The following is a 25,264-nucleotide window of genomic DNA, read 5'->3' on the forward strand; positions in this document are numbered from 1 at the left end:
TGCTATGCCAACAAACATGCTTTACTACAAAGGACAAAATACACCCCTGCCACTTCCAAACACACCAGAAATTCTTAGTATAAGCCCACTCACAACTTCAAAATACCTGCAACTACAACAAGTAAGATTCAAAGAAAACAATGATATAAAAGTGTGGGATATTGCAAATGCCAATGATAGTGTTGCAATTTTGCTTTATAATAGAGATAAAGATGGCTTTATCCTTGTGCGACAATTTAGAGTAAGTGTATTTTTGAAAAATCCCTTGCATGGCTTTATGTATGAGCTATGTGCAGGATTATGCGATAAAGATATTAGCCCAAACGAGATTGCAGTCCAAGAGATACAAGAAGAATGCGGTTATCATGTAGAAGCAAACAAGCTAGTTTTAATCAATCAATTTTATAGCAGCGTAGGTATGAATGGAGCGCGTCAATATCTCTTTTATGCAGAAGTAAGCGAACAAGATAGAGTGAGTGAGGGCGGTGGTAATAAAGATGAGCAAGAATATATTGACATTATCTTTGTGCCAAGAGAGCTTATACATGAATTCTTACAAGATTCTAAATGCCCTACAACACAATCTTTTGTGTATGCGATTTTATGGTTTGAACGACAAAAGTTTGTTGTGTGAAACATAGGGCGTGTTTGTGTTGTATTGCAAGGGGCTACGATATGGGTAGTTTCACTCCAACTTACCAAACCCAAAACCCATACATCAACACTTACAGAGTCTTTATTCATGAAGCTTTTGACTCACTATAGCAAATACGCATTTATCTATGTAATGATTTTCTTATAATTCTATATAATTTTTTTGTTTAATCTAAGATTTTACTGATTAAAAGCATGTTTTGTGTGCTAATAGAGCATATAAAACTACATGTTTATTTTATTAAATGTAAGTAAGTAAAGCATACAAAATACGCTGCGTTTTTTTTGTTTATATTGCTTTGATTTCTGTTTGGATCTCAATTTACAGCTAATATCTATATAAAGATAGCAGTGTATTAGGTCGAGAAGTGTATGCACCACGATGCACAATAATTTGAATTGTAGCGGATGCTTCAATAGCCCATAGGTGCGTTGTAGAGAGAAAAAGTGTAGGGTTATGCTTGCGGTTGTGCGTCCGTATCCTGTGGATAGTAGTTAGCTATTGGTTCTGCGAGTTTATAATGTGGGTATTTAATGCTATCAAGGACGATTTGAGCCATAGTGAGATTGTCAAAGTTAAAAACTAAAGGTGCAAGGAAATTAATCGTTGAGCGTTCAATTGGATTTTGCATAACCATGATATTAGCGGTTAGAATATTTTTACTATTTTCTAAATCAAGCAATAGTTTTAATGCCATAGGCACTTCAAATTCATAAGTTTCGCGTAAAACAAATGGATTAACTAGAGTAAAAATTGGTGTCGCATCATCAGCATTTGTTAATCGCAGAAAAACTTCATCAAGCTTTTCTAGCTTCATCTTATTAACATGCTCAAAACCTAAAATTGGCGACTTGACTTCAAAAATCATAACACTCTCCGAGATTAACATTATAAGTTGCGAATGCTACATACACAATGCTTTTAGTATTTCTTAAGCCCTTAAAGCTATATAGCAAAATGAATATTTTACCAAAAAGTTTATAAATATGCAAACATAACACGAATTTTTTATATAATATCGTTTATTTTTTAAGCGGAGTTTATTTTGCAAAATAAAACACTTTACAATACATTTTCTTCCTATTCTACCATGTTATTATGCCTATTTTTATCATGCTTGTTTATGGCATGTAGTAATAAGGATAAAGAAGTTGTCTATAATCAACCAGCAAGTTTTTGGTATGAAGGAATCTTTAAAAACATACGACTTGGGAATCTAGAGACAGCTGATAGCTATTTTTCTTCCTTACAAAGCGAGCATTTAAACTCGCCACTTATACCAGAGGCAATGTTAGCCTTAGGACAAGCTCATTTAAGTAATGAAGAATATATTTTATCTGACTTTTATTTTAAAGAATATTTAAAGCGATATGGGAATGCAAATAATGCCGATTATATTAGCTTTTTGCGGTTAAAATCGCATTTATACGCATTTAAAAACGCTTCAAAAGATCAACAATTTATGACAGATTCTATAATCTTAATACAAGAATTTATGGAGAAATATCCAAATAGTAGATACATGCCTTTCGTGCATGAAATGGAAGTAAAATTTGTGCTAGGGCAAAATGAGCTGAATAAGGCTATTGCAAGAGTGTATGAAAAAAACGATCAAAAAGAAGCAGAACAGATATATAAGGAAAGAATAGATTCTGACTTGCAGGAAGCCACAAAGCCAACACCATCAAAGGTGCCATGGTATATGGTGCTACTCAACTGGTAGAAAATATATAAATACAAAGAAAGGATTATTATGGATAAAGAAAATGAAGCATTAGTTACATTGCCTGTCGTTGTAGAAGAAGAAATGTTTGTATTTCCTTTTATCATTGCCCCCATTTTTATCTCGGATAAAGCAAATATAGCAGCCGTGCAAAAGGCTCAAAAAGGTAATGAAAATATATTTGTGGTTTGTGCGAAAAATAATCCAAAAGATAATGATGTGCCCTTCTATGATGTAGGCGTTGTGGGTAAAATCATGCGTAAGGTGAGTTTGCCTGATGGGCGTATAAAGATTCTATTTCAAGGAATTTCAAAGGGCAAAATCACAGAGATTATCAATGTAGAGCCACTAGAAGCACAGATTGAAGTCATCACTTATAAGCCAAGCAATAAGCAGACAATAGATGCACTTCTAGCAGTCTTTATGGAAAAGATTAATGCCCTAGCACATTTAAGTCAAAACATTTCGCCTGATTTATTACGCAATATTGAAAGCACAGATGATCCAAATAAAGTTGTAGATTTAGTAACTTCTACTTTGCGATTAAAAAAGGAGCAAAGCTATATTCTATTCTCTAGCAATGATACAGAAGATAGGCTTATGCTTGCTACTCAAATGGTGCTAGAAGAGATTGAAACGCAAAAATTACAAAAAGATATAAAATCAAAAGTGCATACAAAAATGGATCAAATTAATCGCGAATTTTTCCTAAAAGAGCAATTAAAACAGATTCAAAAAGAATTAGGCATTGATAAACAAAGAGATGAAGAGATAGACCAATATTATAGCAAACTAGAAGAGTTAAAAAGCGGTATGCACGAAGACGCATATAAAGAGATTAAAAAGCAAATTGATAGACTATCCCGCGCTCATCCTGATAGCTCTGATGCAAATATGGTGCAAAACTATGTAGAATGGATGCTAGAGATTCCATTTACAAGTATAAGCAGTAAAAAGCTAAGCATTAAAAATGTAGAAAAGCAATTAAGTAGCGATCATTACTCACTCGTTGATGCAAAGCAAAGGATTGTAGAATATTTTGCAGTCAAACAGCTTTTAGAGCAAAGAGCAAAAGATAAAGCAAGTGAATCTAAAAGAATAGAATCTAAAAAAGAAGAGTTAAAAGAAGATTCTAAAAACGATGAGACTATCAATACAAACGAAAAGCATAAAGGCACTATCCTTTGCTTTTATGGTGCACCCGGTGTGGGTAAAACTAGCCTTGCAAACTCAATAGCAACAGCCCTTAATAGACCGCTTGTAAGGATTGCATTAGGCGGATTAGAAGATGTGAATGAATTGAGGGGGCATAGACGCACATATCTAGGCTCAATGCCGGGTAGAATCGTGCAAGGCTTAATAGATTCTAAAAAGATGAATCCAGTCGTTGTACTTGATGAAATCGATAAGATTGTAAGGGGAGTAAGGGGCGATCCTACAAGTGTGCTTTTAGAGATTCTAGACCCAGAGCAGAATGTGAGTTTTAGAGACTATTACGCAAACTTTAGCATAGATTTATCGCAAGTCGTATTTATCGCAACGGCAAATGATATTTCACTCATTCCCGCACCGCTTAGAGATAGAATGGAGTTTATAGAAATCAGTAGCTACACACCGCAGGAAAAATACGAGATAGCAAAAAAATATCTCATTCCACAAGAGATTAAAAATCATGGCTTACGACCAGATGAGATAAAAATCTCTAAAGACGCCATGGAGACCATTATCCATAACTACACAAGGGAAGCAGGAGTAAGGAATCTCCGCAGGAAAATAGCACAAATCATGCGTAAAGCCGCAGTCGAGATTCTAAGTAATAAGGCACAGACTATACAAGTAGGCGTGAAAGATTTAACAAGATTATTGAAAAAAAGTGTATTTGAGATTGACAAAGCAGAGAGAAAGCCAAGGCTTGGTGTAGTCAATGGACTAGCATGGACGGCAGTCGGCGGCGATGTATTAAAGATTGAGGCATTGTCTCTACTTGGTAAGGGCAATCTAAAACTCACAGGGCAATTAGGCGATGTGATGAAAGAATCTGCTTATATCGCTTACTCTGTTGTGAAAAATAGACTTGATAAGACCCTGCAAAAAGACTTTAAAAAGTTGAATGCTAAATCGAGTAATACAGAATCTAAAGACAACACAGAAACCACAAAAGATACAGAATCTAGCACCTATAAAAGCCCCACAGAAACGCTTGATATTCACCTGCATGTCCCAGAGGGTGCTACGCCAAAAGATGGTCCTAGTGCCGGCATTACTATGGCGTGTGCTATTGCTTCAATCCTATTTGATAAAAATGTAAGGCAAGATGTGGCAATGACGGGCGAGCTTAATCTTAGCGGTGAAGTTTTGCCTATTGGAGGGCTTAAAGAAAAGCTTATAGCAGCCTATAAAGCAGATATTAAAAAAGCTCTAATCCCACTTAAAAACTATAAAAGAGATTTAGAAGATATACCAAAAGAAGTGCAGCAAAACCTAGAAATAGTCGCAGTCCAAAATATTGATGAAGTCTTTAAACATGTGCTTTTGTAGATTCTAAGCTATTTTAAAGAATTAGAATCTGTCTCACAACATACTACACAAAACACAAGATTCCATAATAATTTTGAAATCTTTTCTTCGCAGCTTGATTCTTAGATAAACACAGAATCTTTGTTTGCCGTATTGAGCTTGAGTGAAGCGAAAAAAGGGAAATATCTTAAAGCCCAGAATCCAAAAAGATGTTTCGCCTTTTCAAAATCTTTAGAATCTAATCCCTGCCATTATTTGGTGTAATAATAGCCTTTGGTGTGTGGTTTGTAGAATGATAGATAAAGGCTTGAAAGCTTCGTGCGTAATATTTTACAATCATTTGTTGCATAAAATGTTGTGTTGATGGGTAAAACCACGCATTATTGCTTAACATAAGAATGTATTTTGCCCCCGTGTTATAGGGTAGCTCCATAGTCCCCTCATAGCAGTTTGCAATAGCCACATGTAAGCCTTGAGTGATAAAGGATATAATTTCATCACCTTTATTGAATCCAAAGCTATCGCCAAAAATCTCTTCAAAAATCGGCGATAAAATAACATTAAATGGTAGTGTCTCCCCAAAAGGCACAAGGGCGTTTTTATCTGCGATGAGACTATGTCCTTTTGAGAAAATATAGACACTATTATAATAGCCAAAATCTTTAGTCGGCGTATTGATATAGCTAGATTCTATGGAATCAGAATCTAGTGTTTTTTCTCTTTGCTGTAAAGTATCAAGTGTGAAAAGTGATGAATGCTTTTTGTGTGTGTTTATAGAATCTATTTTGTTGTATGTAGTTTTTGAGTTTGTTTTAGAATCTAGATTCTGTTTATTGTCATTTTGCGCTGTAGCTGAAAAATCTTTGCTAGATTTCAAGCTTTTGGATATTTCGCTTCGCTCAACATGACAAGCATTAAAATCTAGATTCTGTGTCAAGTCTGTGTTGTTTGTATCGCAATGACTAGAATCTAAAAACTTACCAAAATCCATATTTTGCACACGCATAGCCCCAGTTACAATAGTGATATGTCTGCTTAAATCAAGCAGCTTGTGATACAGCTCTGTTTGTGTGTTTAGAATTAAAGGAAAGCTTGTTTCAGGCAGGATTACAAGTGGATAGCCTTCATCTATTGCTTGTTGTATAGCTTCTAAATTATTAGCGATTATACTTTCTCTATTCTCTTCTTCCCAACGCATATCTTGTTTGTATTGTGTTTCTATGATTTTTGCTTGTAGTTTTGGGTCTTGTCTTGTCATATCATAGTCTAAAGACATGAGTAATAATAATGGGGCAAGGAGTTGTAGGGCACTTTTTGTGATGATAAAATAACACGCAAAAGCAACGCATAAGAGACTTAAAAGTGATGCTTCAAAAACGCTATATGAGCTTAAATACGCAATATTTAGCCAATTAAAATCAAGCGGATGAAGAATAAAAAGTGATGCCATAGCGATGATACGCCATACTAGATTCTGAAAATATAATAGAATCCAAAAAAACAAACCATAAATAATTCCCACGCAAATAACAATAAAAGGTATAAGCAGACTCAAACCCTCAAAGCGAAAGCTAAGTGTCATCCAGTAGAATCCAAAAATCCCCACAAAAAACCCAAACCAAAAGCGATACATTCGCGGCATGAATAAAAATATAGCAATGCTTAAAGGATAGCACAGGCTAACACCTATATAAGTATTTTTATGTAGTAAAGAAAAGATTCCAACACAAAATATTATAAATACAAGAAAAAAGGGTAATGCAGTATCAACGACATATTTTTTAGCGTGAATTAGAGGCTTTTTACTTAGTGTGTTATTGTGAGATTCTACTTTTAAGCGTATCAGTATAGCACAGATATACAGCATAAAAGCCACTAAAAAAACACAAAAGATTCCATACAAAATAGGTGGCAGAATAGATTCTAATATAAAGCACCAAAATGGCAACCAAAATAAAAAGCCAAAACATATACCCACCATTGCTTTATGTAGTATTTTTTTGAATCTTGTTTGCTTTTTTAATGTTTGTGTAGGTATTGCTTGGGTAACCCCACCTTGCATAATCCTAGAAAGTAGTAATGGGGAAAAAATATAAAATGGATAGCAAAATAAAACTTGTAATAAAGAAGTAGTATGTAAATATGTAGTCGCATGTCGCAATACAAGAAAATGCTTTGTTTTACATGTTATAAAGAATGTCTTTAAAAAGTTATAGAATCTATTATTTATATGTTGTTGTGAGTTTTGTGTCAAAACAAGCCTTTTATTGTTTAGTGCTATAAATGCGATATTTTATCATAAATGCAAGACTTTAGATGAAGTAATTATGGCAAACCGACTTTTAGAATCTTTTATAACGCATGAAAACCACACACAAGCTTATAGGAATTTATATCTGTAATACATGAAAGTGTGATACAATATTACAGATTCTATACCATGGATATTAGGGAGAGACAATGGCAGCATTACAAAAAGAAGAGATTGAGGCAAAGTTACAAAATCGTTTAAAAGCTCTATCGCACACGACAAAAAGCACAATATTACAAAATGATTCTACAAAAGCATGGCTAAAAGACCAGCTCTCACTCATCAGTGTGCCAAAAACCATGCTTGATACTTGCGTAGAGATTCTAGAATACATGGGCGATTTAAAGGTGGTATGGCTACATTTACAAGAATGCACGGGGTGTAGTGAGAGTTTATTGCGGACAGAGACGCCTAGCTTTGAAGTCTTACTCTTTGATATATTTAAGATTGTCTATCATGATTTAGTGATGGTATCAAGCGGACATGGGGCAGTTGCCGCATTGGAGCATGCAAACTCACATGAAAAGTATGTATTGCTTGTTGAGGGCAGCATTCCTATGGGCTTTGCAAAGGATTATATCACGCTTGGGGATAGAAATGGCTATGATGAAATCTCGCATTTAATACATAATGCAGAAGCGGTATTTGCCATTGGGACATGTTCTAGCTTTGGTGGGATTCAGAGTGCGTATCCAAATCCTACAAATGGACATGCTTTAAGTGAGATTTTTGAAAGAGAGATTATCAATGTCCCGGGCTGTCCGCCAAGTGATAAAAACATTGTAGCAACACTGCTTTATTATTATTTATTTGCAGAATCTCCTAGCCTTGATTCACTGAAACGACCATTATGGGCGTATAGCAAAAGTGTGCATGATTTATGTGAGAGAAAAAGCTCTTTTATGGCTGGTGATTTTGTAGAATCTTTTGATGATTCTAATATGAAAGAGGGCTATTGTCTCTATAAAGTCGGCTGTAAAGGTCCATATACTTACAATAACTGCCCGAAAGTGAAATTCAACGCAAAGACAAGCTGGCCTGTGCAAGGCGGACATGGCTGTATTGGTTGCAGTGAGCCAAACTTTTGGGATAATTTTGGCAATATTGAAAAGCCCTTAAGCAATAAAAGCTTTTTTACTCTTAATGAAAAGTTCATGCCAAAAATTATCCCCCTAATCCTTAAAAAGTTAGAATCTCCTATAAAAAATACGCAAGAATATATCGATTTTGCAAACACACTAAAAAGCACAAAAAGCCTATTTATAAACCTAAATACAGATGAAAGCAGTATGATAACTTATGAAAATAATGAATATAAATCGCTATTAACCTGCTCTATCTCACTCAATCCAAAGCTAACACTGCAAAGCTATGAAAGCAAGAATAAGCAAGGAAAAAGGCTATATGCAAACTATCAAAATACAATGAAAAATCGCTATGAAAGTCTAATGAAGCTTAGTGATACTGAAAGAGTAAGCAAGAATATCAATGATATATTTAGCCTTTTTGGGCTGATTTTAGATGATGCTGAATTGCTTGAGAGTGAATTAAACATGATTAATGCGTGGTTAGAATCTAGCTTTAATGCCTTAAGTGAAAATTTTCAAGCCACACATATACTGCAACTTGCAAAAGACTTTAAATTTCCACATGTTAGTGAGCTGGGCTTTAAGTTTAAAAAAGATGATGAAGGCTACACACTTGATTATACAAAGGCATTATCCATTGCTATGGCATATCGCATAGGTGGGCTAGATATGTATGGATTAGCATATAGCATGGCGTGTGATTTAGCAAATGCCTTTGTTGAGATTATAGACACAGCACATGATACTATCGTATTGCAAGGTAAGATTTTTCAGCTACCTTTTATCCAGCAAATTTTTACCAAAAATCTAAAGGATAAAATGATCATTGTGCTTACTTGTTAGCTTGTGGGATATGTTTTAGAATCTATGTCTATATAAAGTCCCAAATGCTTATCCTTTTCTAGGATAAGTCGTTGAGATTCTAAAAATCTTATAACAACTTAATATATTTCCCCCTTGACAAACACCAAGTGTCAGGCTTTATAATGCCAAGCTTAAATCTAAGATTCAAAAAAATATTAAAGGACAACAATGCAATATATCACTTTAAATAATGGCATAAAAATGCCTAGTATTGGGCTTGGGACTTATGGACTGCAAGGGCAAAAAGGTGTGAAAATAATTCACAATGCCCTGCAAATTGGATACAGACTCTTTGATACTGCTCAAATGTATGAGAATGAAAAGGAAGTGGGCATAGCTCTAGCTACGCAAAGCCTAAAAGATTCTAGTTTGCAAACAAAAGAATTTGGGGTTTTTAGCACTCATTCCACGACACATTTAGATTCTAATAGCATTGTAGATTCTAGCACCACGCCAATCTCAAACCCACACAAGCAATCAGCCCATAGAGAATCTAGCGAAGTTAGCTCAAACGATTTAAGCCGCCCATTGCAAAAAAATGAGCTTTTCATCACCACAAAGCTTTCATCAAATATGTCCTACAAAAAGGCGTGGCAAAGCATAGAGGGTAGCCTACAAAATCTAGGGCTAGAATATGTAGATTTGCTTGTAATCCACGAGCCTTACGCAAATGCTAAAGAAATGTATAAAGCCTGTGAAGAGGCGTATCACAAAGGGCTTATCCACGCGATTGGAATCTCAAATTTTTATGGCAGATTTTTGGAGGATTTTTTAGATTCTGTGCGTGTTAAGCCTGTGCTAAATCAAGTCCAAGCACATATTTTCTTTCAACAGCACACATTGCAAAAATTTTTAGAATCTAAAGGCATTCACTTGCAAGCGTGGAGTCCTTTAGCTTGTGGGAAAAATGGCATTTTTACAAATGAGACTCTGCAAAGCATAGCAAAAGCTCATCATAAAAGCACCGCACAAATTGCTTTGAAATTTTTGCTAGATAAAGGAATGAGTATTATCCCAAAGGCTTCAAGCTTTGAAAAATTGCAAGAAAATCTCACACTTTTTGACTTTAGCTTAACGCAAAAAGAGAGAGATTCTATCACGCAGCTTGATACAAATAAAAGCCTTTTTGGCTGGGACTGCTAGGGGATTATTCACTTTACCCTATAATTATAAGAAACGACAAGGACAAACAAATGGCATATACAATCATAGAAGTTGAGAGGGCAACAAATATCCCTTCAAGAAAGATTAGATTCTGGCTTGATAAGGGGCTATTCCCCTTTGTAGAACGCGATGAAAATGGGGTGCGTTACTTTGCAAAAAGCGATATGGAGTGGGTGAAGTGGATAGAGTGGCTTAGGCAGTGTGGAATGAGCCTGAAAGAAATTAGAGAGTATGCGGAGGCGTTAAGCGGGGGTATTAAAACTGCACCAACACGCAGGGCATTACTGCAAAAAAGCTATGCAAATTTACAAGCACATATCGCTTCATTGCAAGAGATTTCACAAAGACTAGAGACAAAACTTAGAATGTATGATGAGATGATAGAAAAGGGCGTAGATACCTTTAACCCACAAAGCAGGGATTATAAAGAGTGTGAAAAGCAGTGCTAAGCTACTGCTAATCGCCCTTAGTCAAATAGGCTATATTTCCTTAGTCTTAAACCTAACTTTGAAATTCTAGCCGCTTTCAAGCCCTAATCTAAATAAGTTCAAAAATCTTGCATTTTCCCCTTGACAGACACTAGGTGTCAAGCTTTATACTTTCACACATAGAATCAATAAGATTCTAAATATTTCACATTTATTTTAAAGGACACATAATGAAAACAAAACAAAATCGCAGAGATTTTTTACAAAAAGTTAGCATAGGAGCAGGAGCGTTGCTTATGGGTGATATTGTTTTTGCAGAAAATATACATAAGAAAAAGGAGATAAAAATGCAATTAACACAGAGAGCAAAAGAGCATTTTGCTCAGCTTTTTTTGGATATGGACATCGCAGATGATGCAGAGTTTTTTGAAATATTTATGAACTTTGCCCTTGATGAAGCATTCTTGGAATCAAAGCTAGAATTGCAAGACTATATCAAGCTTACATTAGCAGCACTGATAGCTACACAATCGCTGGAAATGTATAAAACTATGCTTCAAGCAGCACTGAAAAATAGTATAAAGCCCATTGTGATTAAGGAGATTATCTATCAAGCCGTGCCTTATGTGGGGTTTGGGCAAGTGAGTGCGTTTATAGGTATAACAAATAGCATTTTTACAGCCCATAATATTACCCTGCCTTTAGAATCTAAACGCACAACCACAAGAAAAAACAGGCAAGAAAAGGGCTTAAACATTCAGCGACAAATCTTTGGTGCAACAATTGACAAAGCCAACGCACAAGCCCCGCAAGATGAGAAGCATATAAGGCAATTTTTATCAGCAAATTGCTTTGGGGATTATTACACAAGAGATGGTATAGAGCTTCAATTTAGAGAGCTTTTAACTTTTGTATATATTGCAGCTTTAGGCGGGGCAGAATCACAGCTAAAAGCCCATATAAGCGGGAATCTTGCTATGGGTAATAATAGAGAAAGGCTACTTGGTGTTATCACGGCATTGGTGCCTTATATTGGGTATCCAAAAAGTCTTAATGCCATTGCAGCACTTGATAGCATAACACTTAAAGGCTAAGGGGTTGGGTATGAGATTTAGCACAAAATGCAGAAGCATTATGCAAAGCCCCTTGAGCTACACTAGGTGTCAGGCTTTATACTTTTATTTTAGAATCTAATATTTGCTTAAAAACTTAGATTCTATCAAATACTCAAAGGAGACAAATATGCAAGTAAATAGGTTTATCCTATCAGGTATATTAGCAAGTATAGTATCAATATGTTTCGCACAAGGAGAAAAATCTATGCAAGAGATTACAAAAGATGCAACAGAGATGAAAGGAGATTCTAGAAACTTTAGTGGTGAAGTTGGAGTTACAATGCTATTTAACAAAAATGCGTGGCGAGATTTTAGCGGTGCAAAGGTGCATTTTAGCCCAAAGGCTAGGACGGCTTGGCATACTCACCCCGCTGGACAGACACTCATTGTTACGCAAGGTGTGATTTACACAGGCACAAAAGATGGCATTATCCACAAAGCAGAAGTAGGGGAGAGCATTTCTTGTCCGCCGAATGTAGAGCATTGGCACGGAGCTGGACTAGAATCTAGCGGCACACATATCGCCCTAACGCAATATGATAAGGATTCTAATGTGATATGGGGCGATAAGCTAAGCGATGAAGAGTATTTACAAGCGATTAAACAAGTCAAATAAGGGGCAAATATGCAAGATAGTAGAAGAGAATTTTTAAAGACTTCAGGCAAAATTGTAGCCCTAAGTTTGGCTACAAATGCACTCGCCTATCCGCTTATCGCACAAGGCACAACTCATTCAAAACAACAAAAAGGAGACACAATGCAATACATTACTTTAAACAATGGCGTGAAAATGCCACTTTTGGGCTATGGGACTTATCAAATCACTGATTTAAAAGAGTGTCAAAGAAGCGTAGAAGATGCGATAGAAGTAGGCTACCGCCTTTTTGATACTGCACAAAGCTATGGCAATGAATCTGCCCTTGGAGCAGCGATACAAAATGCGATAAAAGGCGGAATAAAAAGGAAAGAGCTTTTCATCACTACAAAGCTTTGGGTAAGCCACGCAAATGAAAAAGATGTGTATAAAGCTTTTGAAGATTCTCTAAAAAAGCTAGGCTTAGATTATTTAGATTTATACCTTATCCACCAGCCTTATAATGATGTGTATGGTGCGTGGAGGGCGATGAGTAAGCTTTATAAAGATGGGCTTATAAGAGCTATTGGTGTGAGTAATTTTTATCCTGATAGGATTGTGGATTTTTGTATCAATAATGAAATAAAACCCGCTATCAATCAAATAGAATGCAATATATTTCACCAGCAAATAGAAGCACAAAAAAATCTACAAAGCTTAGGTGTGGCAATGGAATCTTGGGCACCTTTTGGCGAGGGCAGAAAAGGGACTTTTGATAATCCTATCTTAATACAAATTGCAAAAAAATATAACAAAAGTGTCGCACAAATAACTTTGCGTTGGCTGCTTGAACGAAATATCATCAATATCCCTAAAACAACGCGAAAAGAGCGTATGATAGAAAATATAAATATCTTTGACTTTCAACTTGATGCCAACGATAAAGCACAAATCGCAAAACTTGACACAAAAACAAGTCTCTTTTTTGACCATAGAGATGTGGAGAATACAAAGCGTATTAACACAATGAAAAGATAGAATCTATCGTGTTTGGTTTGTGTGTTTATGAATAAGCAAGGATTATGATGAATAAATTTGATACAAAGATTATTACAATAACTGAAAGGCTAGGATTTAAACTCGCATTGTTTTCTGCGGCGATGATGACAATCCTAGGTCCAACTCTCATCACCCCAGCATTACCCGCTATATATAGAGAGTTTAGCGACACACCACATATTGAGCTTTTAGTGGGGCTTAGTGTAACCATACCTGCATTATTTATGATGTGTCTTACGCCTTTGGCTGGGATTTTAATGGATAAGTTTGGTCGGCTTAAGTTTCTTTATCCTGCTATGATATTTTGGGTGATAGCAGGCTGTGCGGGTGCGTGGTGCGATGATATTTATAGCTTACTTGCAAGTCGCTGTGTGCTTGGCATAGCTTCAAGCTTCATTACCACAGCAGCTTCTGCTTTGCTTGGAGACTATTATGCAGTGGGCGATGGAAGAAGGGAGAAAGCGTTAAGTTTGCAAGGATTTGTGATGGCTTTGGGCGGTGCTGGCTTGACAATTATTGCTGGGTATTTGGCAAGTTTTTCTTGGCATTATGTGTTTTATGTTTATGCAAGTGGAATTTGTATTTTTATTTTGTGTATTTTTTATCTTTTTGAGCCACGAATCTTGCGAAAAAATACGCAAATATTACAACAAGATTCAAAAGTAGATTATAAAAATTTTATAAAAATATATTTTGCTGGTTTTTTTGTAATGATGATATATTATCTTGCTGGTGTGCAGTTTCCCCACTATATAGAGAATATTCTAGGATTGGAGGAAAAATATATAGGATTGGCTATGGCGATACCCGGAATTTTTTATGCCTTTTCTGCATATTTTTATAAAAATTTACGCATATTTTTGAGTATAGAATCTATTTATGTATATGCATTTGTTTTTGAGTCTTTAGGGTTTTTTCTTGTGGCATTGATAGATGATTTTATAGTAACTTGTTGTGCTCTTGCTATTTTTGGAATAGTTGGAGGAATAATTACTACAAATAATAGTAACTATCTTTTTAGTATAGCCAAACCACAAGTAAGAGCAAGGGCGTATGGCGGATTGGCAAGCTGCCTTTTCTTTGGGCAATTTATTAGCCCCATAATTACTACACCCATCGTGCTTGCCATTGGTTTTCAAGCACAATTTTATTTATGGGCTGGAATGATTATGCTTGTCGCATTGGTATATCTAAAAAATGCAAAAAATGGCGTAGCAATTCATAGGGAGCATAAATGAGAGTGCTGGATTTTTGTTATTATCTATTTCCTATCAAAAGAAATGAGCTACCACTTTTTATTTGGGCTTTTTGTTTTATCTTTATGCTCTTTTTCGCTTATGCACTTTTGCGACCACTGCGTGATGCTTTAGGTATAGAAGGCGGACAAGATGAACTTAAATGGCTTTTTATGGGGACATTTATTATTTGCATTATTGCGAGTCTTACTCTTATGTTTGTAAGCACAAAAATCAAGCGAAAATTTTATGTAGATTGTGTAATAGTTTTTTTCGCACTCAATCTTGCAATATTTTATATTGCTATGCAAATTCTAGAATCTGGAAGCAATGGGTTTTTATGGCTCAGTCGTAGTTTTTATATTTGGGTGAGTGTATTTAATCTTTTTGTATTTAGTTCAGCGTGGAGTTTGCTTGCTGATGTGTTTGATAGAGAATCAAGTATGCGACTTTTTGGTATGATAGCTGCTGGAGCTAGTCTTGGTAGTATTTCTGGGGCTTTAGTCGTAGTCTTTTTATCTCGCCATATTTCAAGCTCTACTTTTGTGTTTGTGGCACTCGGGTCTTTACTCTTAGCCCTTGTGTGTAAGATATGTATAATGCAGATTCTAAAAAAGAAAAGTCTAAAATATAATAAAGTAGCTTTGTTTGCTCGTTTTGAGAAAAGCATTGATGCGAAAAATCCTTTTGTCGGTTTTCATCTCATTTTGCATTCAAGGTATTTGTTATATGTTAGTTTTTTTATCCTTTTACTCACAAGCATTTCCACATTTTTATATATGGAACAAGCGCGTGTAATCAATACGCTTTTTTCTACTAGAGAATCTCGCATAGAAGCATTTGCTGGGATTGATTTTATCGTGCAAAGTTGTAGCCTTATTATACAAATATTTTTCACTGCAAAAATTACTAGAATCTTTGGGCTATCGGCTTTGCTTGGCTCACTAGGCTTTGTGCTGACTTTGGGCTTTGTATTTTTAGCCTTTATGCACCCTGCATTTGTGCCTCTAGCTGTGGTGATGAGTGTGCGTAGGATTGGTGAATACGCTCTTGTAAAACCCGGGAGAGAAATGCTATTTGTCCCCTTAAGTGCAAATGAAAAATATAAAGTGAAAAATTTCCTTGATTGTGTGTTGTATCGTGCAGGTGATATGTTAAGCGGACAGATTGAGGGAGTTTTTGCTTCTTTTGGAGTGATATTTGTGCTTTGTGTTGGCGCACTTTTATCGTTTGTATGGGGTATGCTTGGTGTGAAACTAGCTAAAATGCACGAATCTTTACACGCCAAAAATCAAGATGAAAAATTTTACTCTTAGGAGACAACTATGCAAAATACAAATAGAAGAGAGTTTTTAAAGACTTCAGGCAAACTTACCGCAATGGCGGCAATACTTGGAAGTGGTGTAGGCAGTGTGCTTATGGCAGATTCTAATCCGTATAAAACTACACTGAATCTAAAAGGGCAAATGCCTATGCGAACCTTAGGCAAAACAAACCCTTTGCAAGTTTCTGCACTTGCATTTGGCTGTATGGGGCTAAACTATCATAGAAGCAAAAGATTGAGCGAAAAAGAAGCCTCAAACATAGTCGCACAAGCACTTGAGTATGGGATAAATTTCTTTGATACCGCACAAGTGTATGGACCAGATAGCAATGAGATTTTAACAGGCAAGATTCTAAAACCTTATAGAGATAAAGTCATTATTGCTACTAAGTTTGGCTTTGGTGCAAATGGTGATGATTTAAACTCATCGCCAAAGAGAATCCGCCAAGTTGTAGAGCAGAGCTTAAAGCGATTAAATCTAGAGAGTTTGCCCTTGCTTTATCAGCATAGATTTGACCCAAAAACGCCCATAGAAGAAGTCGCAGATACGATGAAAAGCCTTATACAAGAGGGCAAGGTAATGCGATGGGGCGTGTGTGAGCTAAGTGCAAAAAGCGTAGAAAAAGCACATAAAATCTGCCCTTTGAGTGCGGTGCAGAGTGAATATCATCTTATGTGGAGAAATGTAGAGAGTGAGCTTTTGCCGACTTTAGAGCGATTAGGCATAGGCTTTGTGGCGTATTCACCTTTGGCTAGAGGGTATTTAAGCGGTAAGCTTACAAAAAATAGCGACTTTGACCCAAGCAATGATAATCGCGCAACTTTTCCTAGATACCAAGATGAAGCGATGAGGGCAAATTATCAAATCATCACACTTTTGCAAGAATTTGGCAAGGCAAAGGGAGCAAATGGCAAAGATGCAACTCCTGCACAAATCGCCCTTGCCTATTTACTCGCTAAAAAGCCCTACATTATCCCACTTTTTGGCACGACAAACCCCACGCATTTGCTAGAAAATGTGCAGAGTTTGCAAGTTACATTGACGCAAAAAGATATAAAATGGCTAGATTCTAAGCTTGATAATATCGCTATTGTAGGCGATCGCTATCCACCAGAACAAGCACAGAGAGTGGGACAATAAGCTTACAATTAGCAAAAGGCTTCATAATTTTAAGGCAGATTCTATCCACTGCCTTAAGTTATGCTAGACTTACGCAAATGTTGTATAATTCTGCCTTTTAATACTTACAATTAATACTTGCAAAGAAAGGCTAAAATGTTTTCTCTCTCATCTCGCCGCTATACAGGAGCTAAAACAAAGCTTTTAGATTCTATTGATACAAGCATTTTAAAAAGCTTTGATTATAGAGAAAGGAAAAATCTTAGCTTTTTTGATGTGTTTGGTGGCACAGGGGTTGTGAGTGAGTATTTTGCTAAAAAGAGTGAGTTTAGCAATATTATCATCAATGACTTTTTACACTCAAATTTCATCATTTATCAAGGCTTTTTTACACAAGATTCTTTTGATTTAGAAAAATTTTAAGCTAGAAAATATGCCTTAATTATTTCTATGACATTCCGCAAGGGAGTGACTACACAATGCAAGAACTCTGTGGTATAATCCCACAAAGCACAAAGGCAAACAATGAATCTCTATATTCTCACAGAAGAGCGACCAAAACAAGAAGTGTTACACACTATAATCACAAGATTTTTACAGGATAAAAAGCTTTGTGCTTTTATAGATACTCTTAAGATTTTACCCATTGTTAAAGAAAATTGCTTTGCGTTTAGCTATGAGATTCTAGGTGTGTCGTGCAATGGACTTAAAAAAATCTATGTCAAAATTGTAAGTGGGACGAGTAGTTTTGTAGATTATCTTGTGTTTTTTCAAGAGAATGAGCCTACCCCTAAAGATATTCCACTTTATGCGATTGAAGAGACAAAGACAAATGATAGTGAAAGCCGAAATACAGGCGTATATCAACGCATTACTAAATTTGTCTATCTTAACAATTTTTATCCACAGACAACAAAAATTATGCTTTATAATCTTAAAACTGAACTCAAAAAACCCACACAAACTTCAATCTTTGGCACAAGGATTTTACGCACTTTGGGTGTGGAGATTATGGGAAAGGATTTTAGAGAAAATAATGAGATTTTAAAACCTTTTGAAAATATTGAAGAATTGGTAGCCTATAAAAATTCAATGAGAAAACCACCAAAAAATAATACTCCACTCAACATCCACAAAGTTAAAGATACAATCTTTATAAGTGCAAGACTTTTTAAAGCAAATACCCTATCTCACGACCCAAATATTGGGGCGGTAAGTGGTATTTGTGCAGCGTTACGAAAGCTGGGGTTTAAAGAGAATCTTACTATCACACATCACGGCTTAGAACAAAAACATCTTGGTAAAAATAATAAATTTATACAAATAGCAAATGTGCTACATATTGACTTAGATGGACTTACAATTCCAAAAGCAAAATTACCACAAACATATTGGCATTATGAAACACAAGGCGAGAAACTTGCGACAATTTTTATCCATCTTGTTGTGGAGCATTTTAGCAGTGCTTATGGAATTTTTGAAAATCACGCAGGATGTGAAAAAAGCTATTTTTTAACAGCAGATGGTAATTACATAGCGTTACAAAAATATGAGGATAAGCAATCTTATAAGCAAGGCAATAAAAAGGCAAGGCTTTTTATTCCTGATTTGATTTTGCTTGACCCTAAAAACCTTGAAATTATCAATATTGAGGGTAAAAAATATATCAACAAACAACAAGGAATCAAAGAATTAAACAATTATGATTGCATAGAGACAGAATATATTTCAAAATATTATAAAAATTATAAAATTATCCGCACCCTTGTGCTTTATGGCTCTTTGTGTGAGGAAATTATAGATATTGAAGTAGGCTTTTTACTTAATGAAAAAGGTAAGATGATTTTAGGGATTAAAGCACCAAAAATTTTTATACAAAGCTTAGAAAATTTACTCGCATTTTGGAAACCACAATGACAAAAACAATACACTCAAAACCAAGCTATATCAAATCCCCACTCAATTATATTGGTGGAAAATACAAAATCTTACCCCAAATCCTACCCTTATTTCCTAAAAAAATTGATACTTTTATAGATGTATTTTGTGGAGGTTGTAATGTAGCAATCAATGTCAATGCTAAGCGAATTTTGGCAAATGATAATTTAAGTTATCTTATCGCTCTTTTAAGATTTTTGCAACAAAATCCTTTAGAAAAAACACTGCAAGAAATAGAGCAAATTATACATTTTTACGCTTTAAGCAAAGAAAATGCAGAGGGTTATAAACTTTTAAGACAGGATTATAATGCGTATAAACATCCTTTAAAATTACTTGCACTTCTTGCTTTTAGTTTTAATCATCAAATACGCTTTAATAACGCACATCATTTTAATACCCCTTTTGGCAGAAATCGCTCAAGTTTTAACCCACAAATGAAAATCAATCTCATTGCTTTTATACAATCCCTACAACAAATCAGTATCACATTTTCTAGCCTTGATTTTAGTGAAGCTTTTAGCACTTTAGATTCTATGCAAGATAAAGAATTGTTTGTGTATTGCGACCCACCCTATCTTATCACGCAAGGCACTTATAATGATGGTAAAAGGGGTTTTAGCGGCTGGAATGAAAGCCTAGAAAAACGGCTTTTAAACTCTCTTAGCAAACTAGATTCTAAAGGCATTCTCTTTGGGCTTTCAAATGTCCTTACCCACAAAGGACAAGAAAATAAGCTTTTAAAACAATGGTTAGAGACGCATAATTTTTATATCTACACTATACAAGCACACTATACAAATGCAAATTATCAAGCAAAATATAGGGATAAACAACACACGCAAGAAGTATTCATTACAAATTACAAGGCGGATAATGCGTTTTATTGGCAATAAAGAAAAATTAGCCCCCATCATTTATGACTTTTTACAAAAACTTAGGCTTATTAAGGCAGAAAACCAAAGCTTTTTTGATGTTTTTAGCGGCAGTGTAAGTGTGGGGAAATTCTTTAGGCATAAAGGCTTTAAAGTATATAGTAGTGATATGCTGTATTTTTCTTATTGTTTGCAAAAAGCATATTTGGAGTATGGGATTCCAACTTTTGAAAAGCTTTTACTAGAAAAACAATCCTTGCAAAACCCCACTTTTTTTAACACCCCTTATGAAAAGGTGCTAAATTTTTTAAATTCTTTGCGTGGTGTGCAAGGCTTTATTAGCACACATTATGCACCCAGCCCGACAAATGCAAGAATGTATTTCACACAAGAAAACGCACAAAAAATAGATGTGATGCGTTTGCAAATAGAGCAATGGAAAAATGAAAATCATATCAACGAGAGTGAGTATTTTATTCTCCTTGCCACGCTTTTAGAATCTGTGTCTTTATTTGCAAATGTGGCAGGTGTGTATGCAGCATTTTGTAAGAGTTGGGATAAAAGAGCCTTAAAGCCTTTTATGTTAAAGGCTATTGAGTTTTCGCAGGGCATAAGCGGGGAGTGCTTTTGCGGGGATAGCGTAAAGATTTTGCAAGGTTTTAAAAAGTCTATTGATATACTTTATCTTGACCCGCCTTATAATCAAAGACAATACGCCCCAAATTATCATTTACTAGAAACCCTTGCAAGATATGATAATCCTAGCATTAAAGGTGTGGCTGGAATGCGTGAGTGGGGGAAGCAAAAAAGCCTATTTTGTAACGCAAAAACTGCTTTAATACAGCTAGAAAATATTGCAAAATTACCTTGCTATAAAAACTTAGTGTTAAGTTACAATAGTGATGGAATTATGCAAAAAGATTCTATTTTCAAGCTTTTAGAATCCTTTGGTAAAGTAAGTTTTTATGAAATTCCTTATAGGCGATTTAAAAGTAATGCTAAAGTGCAGAAAAATGGTGTATTTGAATACTTATGGGTGCTTGAAAAATTTTAATTGCAATTTGTGAAGAAATTTTTACAATTAAACAAAACACATATCAAAGGAATGCAAATCCTACCCCTAAGCACAGATGATATAATCAAAATCTTAGAATCTTGCCTAAGCTACAACGCTCTTATGCCAAAGTTTAAACAAGCCCTTAGCAGTAGTGAAAATTGGGGTAGTAAGTGGTATCAAACCCAAATTTAAACAATGCTTGAAAATTTATAATTATTCTGCAAATCTCGCATTTTCCCCTTGACAAACACTAGGTGTCAGGCTTTATACTTGCATTGTAGATTCTAGGTTGTCATACTGAAGCTATAAGCTGAAGTATCTAGCATAGAAACTAAACAAGATATTTCGTGCTATGCACTCAATATGACAAGATTCTAGATTTTAGTCAAATGTGTGCAGGGCAAAAGGACATTTCTTAGAATCTTAATCGCAAGATTGCTACTAGATTCTACAAAAACCTACAAGGACACAACTATGCAAAACATTAACAAAGCAAAAGCTACAACAAACGCTACGCCAAGCACAGATAGAGATATTTTCACACGGGATATAAATGGAGAGCTAATAAGCCCAGATGATAAGGATTTCTCACAGATTTTAGCCGTTATAGAAAACACGCAAAAGTTAGTCCATAAGCTAAACACACAAGCACTAGATAAAGATTCCGTAAGGGCTGTTTTTAGCGAGATTGTAGGCTATGAAGTGGATTGTAGCACTTGGATATTCCCGCCTTTTTATGTGGATTTTGGACGCAATATCAAGGTAGGCAAAAACTTCTTTATGAATAGCTCTTGCACTTTTATGGATAGGGGCGGGATTACAATTGGCGATGATGTGTTTATCGCTCCTAAAGTGTGCTTAACCACAATCAATCACGATTTTAACCCCTATAATCGCAAGGCGACTTTTTGTAAGCCCATTGTGATAAAAGATAGGGTGTGGATAGGGATAAATGCCACGATTTGCCCGGGCGTTACCATTGGGGAAAATTCAATCATCGCCGCAGGAAGTGTGGTAACTAAAGATGTCCCGCCAAATGTCATTGTAGGCGGAAATCCCGCTAAGATTCTAAAAAGGCTTTGAAAGCACAGAATCTAAATGAGATGAAAACTAAGTATAATATTAATACGCCAAATGTAAAGGAAAAGCAATGTGTAAAGTGAAAATTGAAGTGATAAAAACGCATTTTGATGAAGAATTAGCTAAAGAATATGGCGTGGAATGCGTGTGTCCTATACACAAGGTTGGAGAGAGTTTTATCTCGCTTGGCTTTGATAAACCGCAAGGATTCTGCGATGAAGCGTGGAAGGCGATTTATCAATATGTATTTGCACTCGCACATAGCGATAAGGACAGCGTATTTTATTTTAAAGATTGGATTCAAAAGCCCGGTGTGGCGATAAACTCGTGCAATGATGGAATCCGTCCTGTGATTTTTAAACTCACAAGGCTAGATTCTAAAGCACAGGCAGATGACTTTTACAATGAGTGAAAATTAGAAATGGCAGTAAGAAATTTGGCAATTACAATTTACAAACAAAGATGATAGCAATTGGCTACAACATTTTTCAAAGATTCTAAAAACACTTTAGAATCTAATATAGGGATTGTGAGATAAAGCATTTTGATATAAGAGGATTCTAAAATTATATAGATTTTTTTTATTTTCCCCCTTGACAGACACCAAGTGTCAGGTTTTATACTTTCACTTCACATTTATTTTTATACGAAAAGGAAAAAGATGAATCATAATTTTTTATTGTGGATTTTATGTTTTGGTGTATTTGGGATTTTAAGCACATAGCTTGGAATGATGGGGATTATCCCCATTGTGGCACAGAAATTTAGCGTATCCATTGATGATGTGGGCTGGAGTGTGAGTGTATTTTCGCTTGTGGTTGTGTTTTGTGCGCCTATTGCCCCTTTGCTTGGAATGATATGTTTGTATGTGTTGATATTTGTGTTTGCAAAGCAAGGGGTTGTGCTGCTTATATTTGCGGTGCTACTTGGAATCTTGGCAGGTGTTGTCAATAATGCCACACATTATGTGATAACACACCCCTATCCACAAGCCCCTGATTTTGCAAATGGCTTGTTTGTCTCATCGGCAAATATCGGCTTAAGCACAGGTGTGGCTCTATGCGGACTTTGCATTTCACTGCTTAATACGCAATACACCGCCCTTTGTGCCATTTTACTTTTATCTATGGGTGTAGCCAATGCTATTTAGGGTGCGATTAGAGAAGGCATAAGGGCTAAGGGGGATTTAACTTTTGAGATTTCTTGATAGATACTAGGCTTTTGTTTTAGAATCTAAAAGTTTATTTTCATAGTATTTTATGGTTTTTCTTAAATGTTTTTGCTCTAAGTTTTTCATAAAAGATTCCATAAAAGCGTAGTTTGGATTGCCTTTAGAATCTATGGGTAAAAGAATTTTACCTCTTTTTAGTCTTGTTAGCGTTGCCCCATTGCCTCCCCAATTAAATTTAGTCATTAGGTTTCTTAAGGCTTGTATCATAAAAAGAGCATTGTATTGATTAAGGTTTGCATTTTTTAAAATTTGGATATTTTGTCCTGTGTAGAACTCACTATTGTGATAAAAAGCAGTTTGCGTATCAAGCCCTATAATGATTACATTGCGTTCATTTTTAAGATAATTTTCTTGCTCTGCGATAAAGTCATCAACGCCATTTTGATTTTCTGTGCGTGTGATATAGGGGATTTTACCTTTTTTGCCACTAAGCTTATTTTTATCAATTCCATTTTTTGTAGCTTTTACTTCAAATATTTCACCTACGACAAACTCTCTCCATTGCAATTTATCAAGGTTGCAAGTATAAGAAAAGGTAGAATCTTGCCTACTAGATTCTATAAAAGCACAATAATCATTATAATCAAAGGGTATTACCCCCCCCCCCCCCGCTAGAATCTAGTTTATGTGTATAATAAGCTAAGATTTTTTGCAAATGCTTTTGCTCTAAGTTTTTCATAAAAGATTCCATAAATTCATAGTGTGGATTACCTTTAGAATCTATGGGAAGCATAACAACATCGTTTTTCAGTCTTGCTTCTGTGCGTCCATAACCAAAAGAATATTTTTCTTTAAATCTACATAATATACTTGCCACAAATAAGCCTGTATATTTATTAACCCAATCTGCATAACCAAAAGAACAGCTTGTTGTAGCAACAAAATCTTCTCGCTTATAAGCAGCATATCCAGCTCCCCCATCACCTTGATTAACAAACATTATGCAGTTTCCTTTTTGCAAAAGACTATTTTTTTCAACAAAAGCACTCACACCATTATTATTGATTGTAGCAGATAGAAAAGAAACGCCATTTTTAGAAATTTTGGTTTCTTGGTTAAAGTTTTTACACTTACCTTTTTCTATTCTTTCAAACAAATCACTAACTTTAAACTCGCCCCACTGCACAGATTCTAAACTTAATTCATTCTTTGCAATTTCCATTAGGCTACCCTCAAGGAAAGTTGCAAGGTTTTGCTTTGTTGTAAAAGTGTGGGATTGTTCGTTATGTCTTTGGGATACTTCGCTTTGCTCAGTATGACAAGGCAAAAGATCGGTATGACGCGATAAAAAATCAGTATGGCAGGATATAGAATCGGTATAGCAAAGTGAAGATTCAGTAAGATAAGGTGGGTGGCAAATATTATCCCCCCCCCCCCCCCATTAGAATCTAAGAGCTTATTTTTATAGTATTTTATGATTTTTGTTAAGTGCTTTTGTTCTAACTTACGCATACAAGATTCCATAAAAGCGTAGTTTGGGTTGCCTTTAGAATCTATGGGAAGCATAAGTTTTTGAATCTTTAATATATGCGTAGAAAGTTGATAACCATACATGTATTTAAAGGTAAAATTTTTAATAAGAGGTATCAAAAATAAGGCTATATACACATTAAGTTCCTTATTTTTAGGTTTAATGGCGTGGATTTTCATATCTAAACTTACTTTATTTTTTTGATAAAACACACTGCCTAAAAATGAAATGCTAATAAAATTTTCTAAAGTTCTAAAATTTTTATTTTCTACATTTTGCGTAAAAAATGCAATACCATTATTTAAATCTGTAGCCGTAATGCGTGGTATCTTACCATTTGAAAACTCACTTTGATTAACCAAAGCACCCGTATAAACCTCAAACAAATCACAAATTTTAAACTCGCCCCATTTCATAGAATCTACATTCATATTG

General features: G+C 35.3%; 25 protein-coding genes. 20 read left to right on the plus strand and 5 right to left on the minus strand.

Going from position 1 to position 25,264, the window contains the following annotated elements; all coding sequences use genetic code 11:
* Positions 1 to 4: 4 nt before the first annotated feature.
* A complete protein-coding gene (locus XJ32_RS05680) occupies positions 5 to 634 on the plus strand; it encodes an NUDIX domain-containing protein (protein WP_077388627.1) in 630 nt (209 codons plus the stop codon).
* 475 nt (positions 635 to 1,109) lie between these two features.
* Here XJ32_RS05680 and fliW read toward each other — a convergent pair whose 3' ends face one another.
* Positions 1,110 to 1,523 carry a flagellar assembly protein FliW gene (fliW, locus tag XJ32_RS05685; RefSeq protein WP_004086083.1) on the minus strand — a complete coding sequence of 138 codons (414 nt, stop codon included), beginning with the start codon at positions 1,521 to 1,523 and terminating at the stop codon, positions 1,110 to 1,112.
* 222 nt (positions 1,524 to 1,745) lie between these two features.
* Here fliW and XJ32_RS05690 point away from each other — a divergent pair, with 222 nt between their 5' ends.
* A complete protein-coding gene (locus tag XJ32_RS05690; RefSeq protein WP_077390166.1) occupies positions 1,746 to 2,378 on the plus strand; it encodes an outer membrane protein assembly factor BamD in 633 nt (210 codons plus the stop codon).
* A gap of 30 nt (positions 2,379 to 2,408) precedes the next feature.
* Positions 2,409 to 4,916 (plus strand): endopeptidase La, encoded by a 2,508-nt coding sequence (lon, locus tag XJ32_RS05695; protein WP_174566016.1) that lies wholly within the window; start codon positions 2,409 to 2,411, stop codon positions 4,914 to 4,916.
* Between the two features lie 217 nt (positions 4,917 to 5,133).
* Here the strand turns inward: lon and XJ32_RS05700 are convergent, their stop codons facing one another.
* Positions 5,134 to 7,149: a nitrilase-related carbon-nitrogen hydrolase gene (locus tag XJ32_RS05700; RefSeq protein WP_077388629.1), complete on the minus strand. Its 2,016-nt coding sequence runs from the start codon at positions 7,147 to 7,149 to the stop codon at positions 5,134 to 5,136.
* A 206-nt stretch (positions 7,150 to 7,355) separates the two neighbouring features.
* On the opposite strand from XJ32_RS05700, the gene XJ32_RS05705 reads away from it, so the two are divergent.
* The 17 genes from XJ32_RS05705 (at position 7,356) to XJ32_RS05785 (ending at position 23,277) form a co-directional block, all read left to right on the plus strand.
* A complete protein-coding gene (locus XJ32_RS05705; protein WP_077388630.1) occupies positions 7,356 to 9,137 on the plus strand; it encodes a hydrogenase small subunit in 1,782 nt (593 codons plus the stop codon).
* 189 nt (positions 9,138 to 9,326) lie between these two features.
* Positions 9,327 to 10,301 (plus strand): aldo/keto reductase, encoded by a 975-nt coding sequence (locus tag XJ32_RS05710; RefSeq protein ID WP_077388631.1) that lies wholly within the window; start codon positions 9,327 to 9,329, stop codon positions 10,299 to 10,301.
* A 50-nt stretch (positions 10,302 to 10,351) separates the two neighbouring features.
* Complete coding sequence (locus XJ32_RS05715; protein ID WP_077388632.1) at positions 10,352 to 10,771, plus strand: MerR family transcriptional regulator; 420 nt, start codon at positions 10,352 to 10,354, stop codon at positions 10,769 to 10,771.
* Between the two features lie 209 nt (positions 10,772 to 10,980).
* Positions 10,981 to 11,844, plus strand: coding sequence for a carboxymuconolactone decarboxylase family protein (locus XJ32_RS05720; RefSeq protein ID WP_077388633.1), 864 nt, complete (start codon positions 10,981 to 10,983; stop codon positions 11,842 to 11,844).
* A 148-nt stretch (positions 11,845 to 11,992) separates the two neighbouring features.
* Positions 11,993 to 12,481: a cupin domain-containing protein gene (locus XJ32_RS05725; RefSeq protein ID WP_077388634.1), complete on the plus strand. Its 489-nt coding sequence runs from the start codon at positions 11,993 to 11,995 to the stop codon at positions 12,479 to 12,481.
* A 9-nt stretch (positions 12,482 to 12,490) separates the two neighbouring features.
* Positions 12,491 to 13,477 carry an aldo/keto reductase gene (locus XJ32_RS05730; RefSeq protein WP_437339615.1) on the plus strand — a complete coding sequence of 329 codons (987 nt, stop codon included), beginning with the start codon at positions 12,491 to 12,493 and terminating at the stop codon, positions 13,475 to 13,477.
* A 44-nt stretch (positions 13,478 to 13,521) separates the two neighbouring features.
* Positions 13,522 to 14,736 (plus strand): MFS transporter, encoded by a 1,215-nt coding sequence (locus tag XJ32_RS05735; protein ID WP_077388635.1) that lies wholly within the window; start codon positions 13,522 to 13,524, stop codon positions 14,734 to 14,736.
* A complete protein-coding gene (locus XJ32_RS05740; protein ID WP_077388636.1) occupies positions 14,733 to 16,049 on the plus strand; it encodes an NTP/NDP exchange transporter in 1,317 nt (438 codons plus the stop codon). Before XJ32_RS05735 ends, XJ32_RS05740 begins: the two co-directional genes overlap by 4 nt.
* A gap of 9 nt (positions 16,050 to 16,058) precedes the next feature.
* Complete coding sequence (locus XJ32_RS05745; RefSeq protein WP_077388637.1) at positions 16,059 to 17,198, plus strand: aldo/keto reductase; 1,140 nt, start codon at positions 16,059 to 16,061, stop codon at positions 17,196 to 17,198.
* 135 nt (positions 17,199 to 17,333) lie between these two features.
* The gene (locus XJ32_RS05750) at positions 17,334 to 17,600 is read left to right on the plus strand and encodes a DNA adenine methylase (protein ID WP_077388638.1); all 267 of its coding nucleotides are present in this window, start codon (positions 17,334 to 17,336) and stop codon (positions 17,598 to 17,600) included.
* A 102-nt stretch (positions 17,601 to 17,702) separates the two neighbouring features.
* Positions 17,703 to 19,094 (plus strand): hypothetical protein, encoded by a 1,392-nt coding sequence (locus XJ32_RS05755; RefSeq protein ID WP_077388639.1) that lies wholly within the window; start codon positions 17,703 to 17,705, stop codon positions 19,092 to 19,094.
* The gene (locus XJ32_RS05760; protein WP_077388640.1) at positions 19,091 to 20,011 is read left to right on the plus strand and encodes a Dam family site-specific DNA-(adenine-N6)-methyltransferase; all 921 of its coding nucleotides are present in this window, start codon (positions 19,091 to 19,093) and stop codon (positions 20,009 to 20,011) included. Before XJ32_RS05755 ends, XJ32_RS05760 begins: the two co-directional genes overlap by 4 nt.
* Complete coding sequence (locus tag XJ32_RS05765) at positions 19,992 to 21,044, plus strand: DNA adenine methylase (RefSeq protein WP_077388641.1); 1,053 nt, start codon at positions 19,992 to 19,994, stop codon at positions 21,042 to 21,044. The genes XJ32_RS05760 and XJ32_RS05765 overlap by 20 nt, the downstream gene beginning before the upstream one ends.
* Before the next feature lie 9 nt (positions 21,045 to 21,053).
* On the plus strand, positions 21,054 to 21,239 hold the full coding sequence (locus tag XJ32_RS05770) for a hypothetical protein (protein ID WP_155761463.1): 186 nt from the start codon (positions 21,054 to 21,056) through the stop codon (positions 21,237 to 21,239).
* A gap of 282 nt (positions 21,240 to 21,521) precedes the next feature.
* The gene (locus XJ32_RS05775) at positions 21,522 to 22,130 is read left to right on the plus strand and encodes a sugar O-acetyltransferase (RefSeq protein WP_077388643.1); all 609 of its coding nucleotides are present in this window, start codon (positions 21,522 to 21,524) and stop codon (positions 22,128 to 22,130) included.
* Positions 22,131 to 22,197: 67 nt separating this feature from the next.
* Positions 22,198 to 22,539, plus strand: coding sequence for a TIGR04076 family protein (locus XJ32_RS05780; protein WP_077388644.1), 342 nt, complete (start codon positions 22,198 to 22,200; stop codon positions 22,537 to 22,539).
* A gap of 318 nt (positions 22,540 to 22,857) precedes the next feature.
* Positions 22,858 to 23,277, plus strand: a complete 420-nt coding sequence (locus XJ32_RS05785) for an MFS transporter (protein WP_254422509.1) — start codon at positions 22,858 to 22,860, stop codon at positions 23,275 to 23,277.
* Between the two features lie 63 nt (positions 23,278 to 23,340).
* Here XJ32_RS05785 and XJ32_RS05790 read toward each other — a convergent pair whose 3' ends face one another.
* The 3 genes from XJ32_RS05790 to XJ32_RS05800 form a co-directional block, all read right to left on the minus strand.
* Positions 23,341 to 23,865, minus strand: coding sequence for a restriction endonuclease subunit S (locus XJ32_RS05790; protein ID WP_167619989.1), 525 nt, complete (start codon positions 23,863 to 23,865; stop codon positions 23,341 to 23,343).
* A gap of 76 nt (positions 23,866 to 23,941) precedes the next feature.
* Positions 23,942 to 24,520 (minus strand): restriction endonuclease subunit S, encoded by a 579-nt coding sequence (locus XJ32_RS05795; RefSeq protein WP_077388646.1) that lies wholly within the window; start codon positions 24,518 to 24,520, stop codon positions 23,942 to 23,944.
* Positions 24,520 to 25,260 (minus strand): restriction endonuclease subunit S, encoded by a 741-nt coding sequence (locus XJ32_RS05800; protein ID WP_077388647.1) that lies wholly within the window; start codon positions 25,258 to 25,260, stop codon positions 24,520 to 24,522. Before XJ32_RS05800 ends, XJ32_RS05795 begins: the two co-directional genes overlap by 1 nt.
* Positions 25,261 to 25,264 lie beyond the last annotated feature (4 nt).

It is taken from the genome of Helicobacter bilis, from assembly GCF_001999985.1.
GTDB classification, from domain to species: domain Bacteria; phylum Campylobacterota; class Campylobacteria; order Campylobacterales; family Helicobacteraceae; genus Helicobacter_A; species Helicobacter_A rappini.

Excerpts from the sequence above, each read along its gene's own strand:
- XJ32_RS05680 (WP_077388627.1), top strand. The coding sequence starts at position 5 with ATGCCAACAAACATGCTTTACTACAAAGGACAAAATACACCCCTGCCA.
- fliW (WP_004086083.1), bottom strand. The coding sequence starts at position 1,523 with ATGATTTTTGAAGTCAAGTCGCCAATTTTAGGTTTTGAGCATGTTAAT.
- XJ32_RS05690 (WP_077390166.1), top strand. The coding sequence starts at position 1,746 with ATGTTATTATGCCTATTTTTATCATGCTTGTTTATGGCATGTAGTAAT.
- lon (WP_174566016.1), top strand. The coding sequence starts at position 2,409 with ATGGATAAAGAAAATGAAGCATTAGTTACATTGCCTGTCGTTGTAGAA.
- XJ32_RS05705 (WP_077388630.1), top strand. The coding sequence starts at position 7,356 with ATGGCAGCATTACAAAAAGAAGAGATTGAGGCAAAGTTACAAAATCGT.
- XJ32_RS05710 (WP_077388631.1), top strand. The coding sequence starts at position 9,327 with ATGCAATATATCACTTTAAATAATGGCATAAAAATGCCTAGTATTGGG.
- XJ32_RS05715 (WP_077388632.1), top strand. The coding sequence starts at position 10,352 with ATGGCATATACAATCATAGAAGTTGAGAGGGCAACAAATATCCCTTCA.
- XJ32_RS05720 (WP_077388633.1), top strand. The coding sequence starts at position 10,981 with ATGAAAACAAAACAAAATCGCAGAGATTTTTTACAAAAAGTTAGCATA.
- XJ32_RS05725 (WP_077388634.1), top strand. The coding sequence starts at position 11,993 with ATGCAAGTAAATAGGTTTATCCTATCAGGTATATTAGCAAGTATAGTA.
- XJ32_RS05730 (WP_437339615.1), top strand. The coding sequence starts at position 12,491 with ATGCAAGATAGTAGAAGAGAATTTTTAAAGACTTCAGGCAAAATTGTA.
- XJ32_RS05735 (WP_077388635.1), top strand. The coding sequence starts at position 13,522 with ATGATGAATAAATTTGATACAAAGATTATTACAATAACTGAAAGGCTA.
- XJ32_RS05740 (WP_077388636.1), top strand. The coding sequence starts at position 14,733 with ATGAGAGTGCTGGATTTTTGTTATTATCTATTTCCTATCAAAAGAAAT.
- XJ32_RS05745 (WP_077388637.1), top strand. The coding sequence starts at position 16,059 with ATGCAAAATACAAATAGAAGAGAGTTTTTAAAGACTTCAGGCAAACTT.
- XJ32_RS05750 (WP_077388638.1), top strand. The coding sequence starts at position 17,334 with ATGTTTTCTCTCTCATCTCGCCGCTATACAGGAGCTAAAACAAAGCTT.
- XJ32_RS05755 (WP_077388639.1), top strand. The coding sequence starts at position 17,703 with ATGAATCTCTATATTCTCACAGAAGAGCGACCAAAACAAGAAGTGTTA.
- XJ32_RS05760 (WP_077388640.1), top strand. The coding sequence starts at position 19,091 with ATGACAAAAACAATACACTCAAAACCAAGCTATATCAAATCCCCACTC.
- XJ32_RS05765 (WP_077388641.1), top strand. The coding sequence starts at position 19,992 with ATGCGTTTTATTGGCAATAAAGAAAAATTAGCCCCCATCATTTATGAC.
- XJ32_RS05775 (WP_077388643.1), top strand. The coding sequence starts at position 21,522 with ATGCAAAACATTAACAAAGCAAAAGCTACAACAAACGCTACGCCAAGC.
- XJ32_RS05780 (WP_077388644.1), top strand. The coding sequence starts at position 22,198 with ATGTGTAAAGTGAAAATTGAAGTGATAAAAACGCATTTTGATGAAGAA.
- XJ32_RS05785 (WP_254422509.1), top strand. The coding sequence starts at position 22,858 with ATGATGGGGATTATCCCCATTGTGGCACAGAAATTTAGCGTATCCATT.
- XJ32_RS05795 (WP_077388646.1), bottom strand. The coding sequence starts at position 24,520 with ATGGAAATTGCAAAGAATGAATTAAGTTTAGAATCTGTGCAGTGGGGC.
- XJ32_RS05800 (WP_077388647.1), bottom strand. The coding sequence starts at position 25,260 with ATGAATGTAGATTCTATGAAATGGGGCGAGTTTAAAATTTGTGATTTG.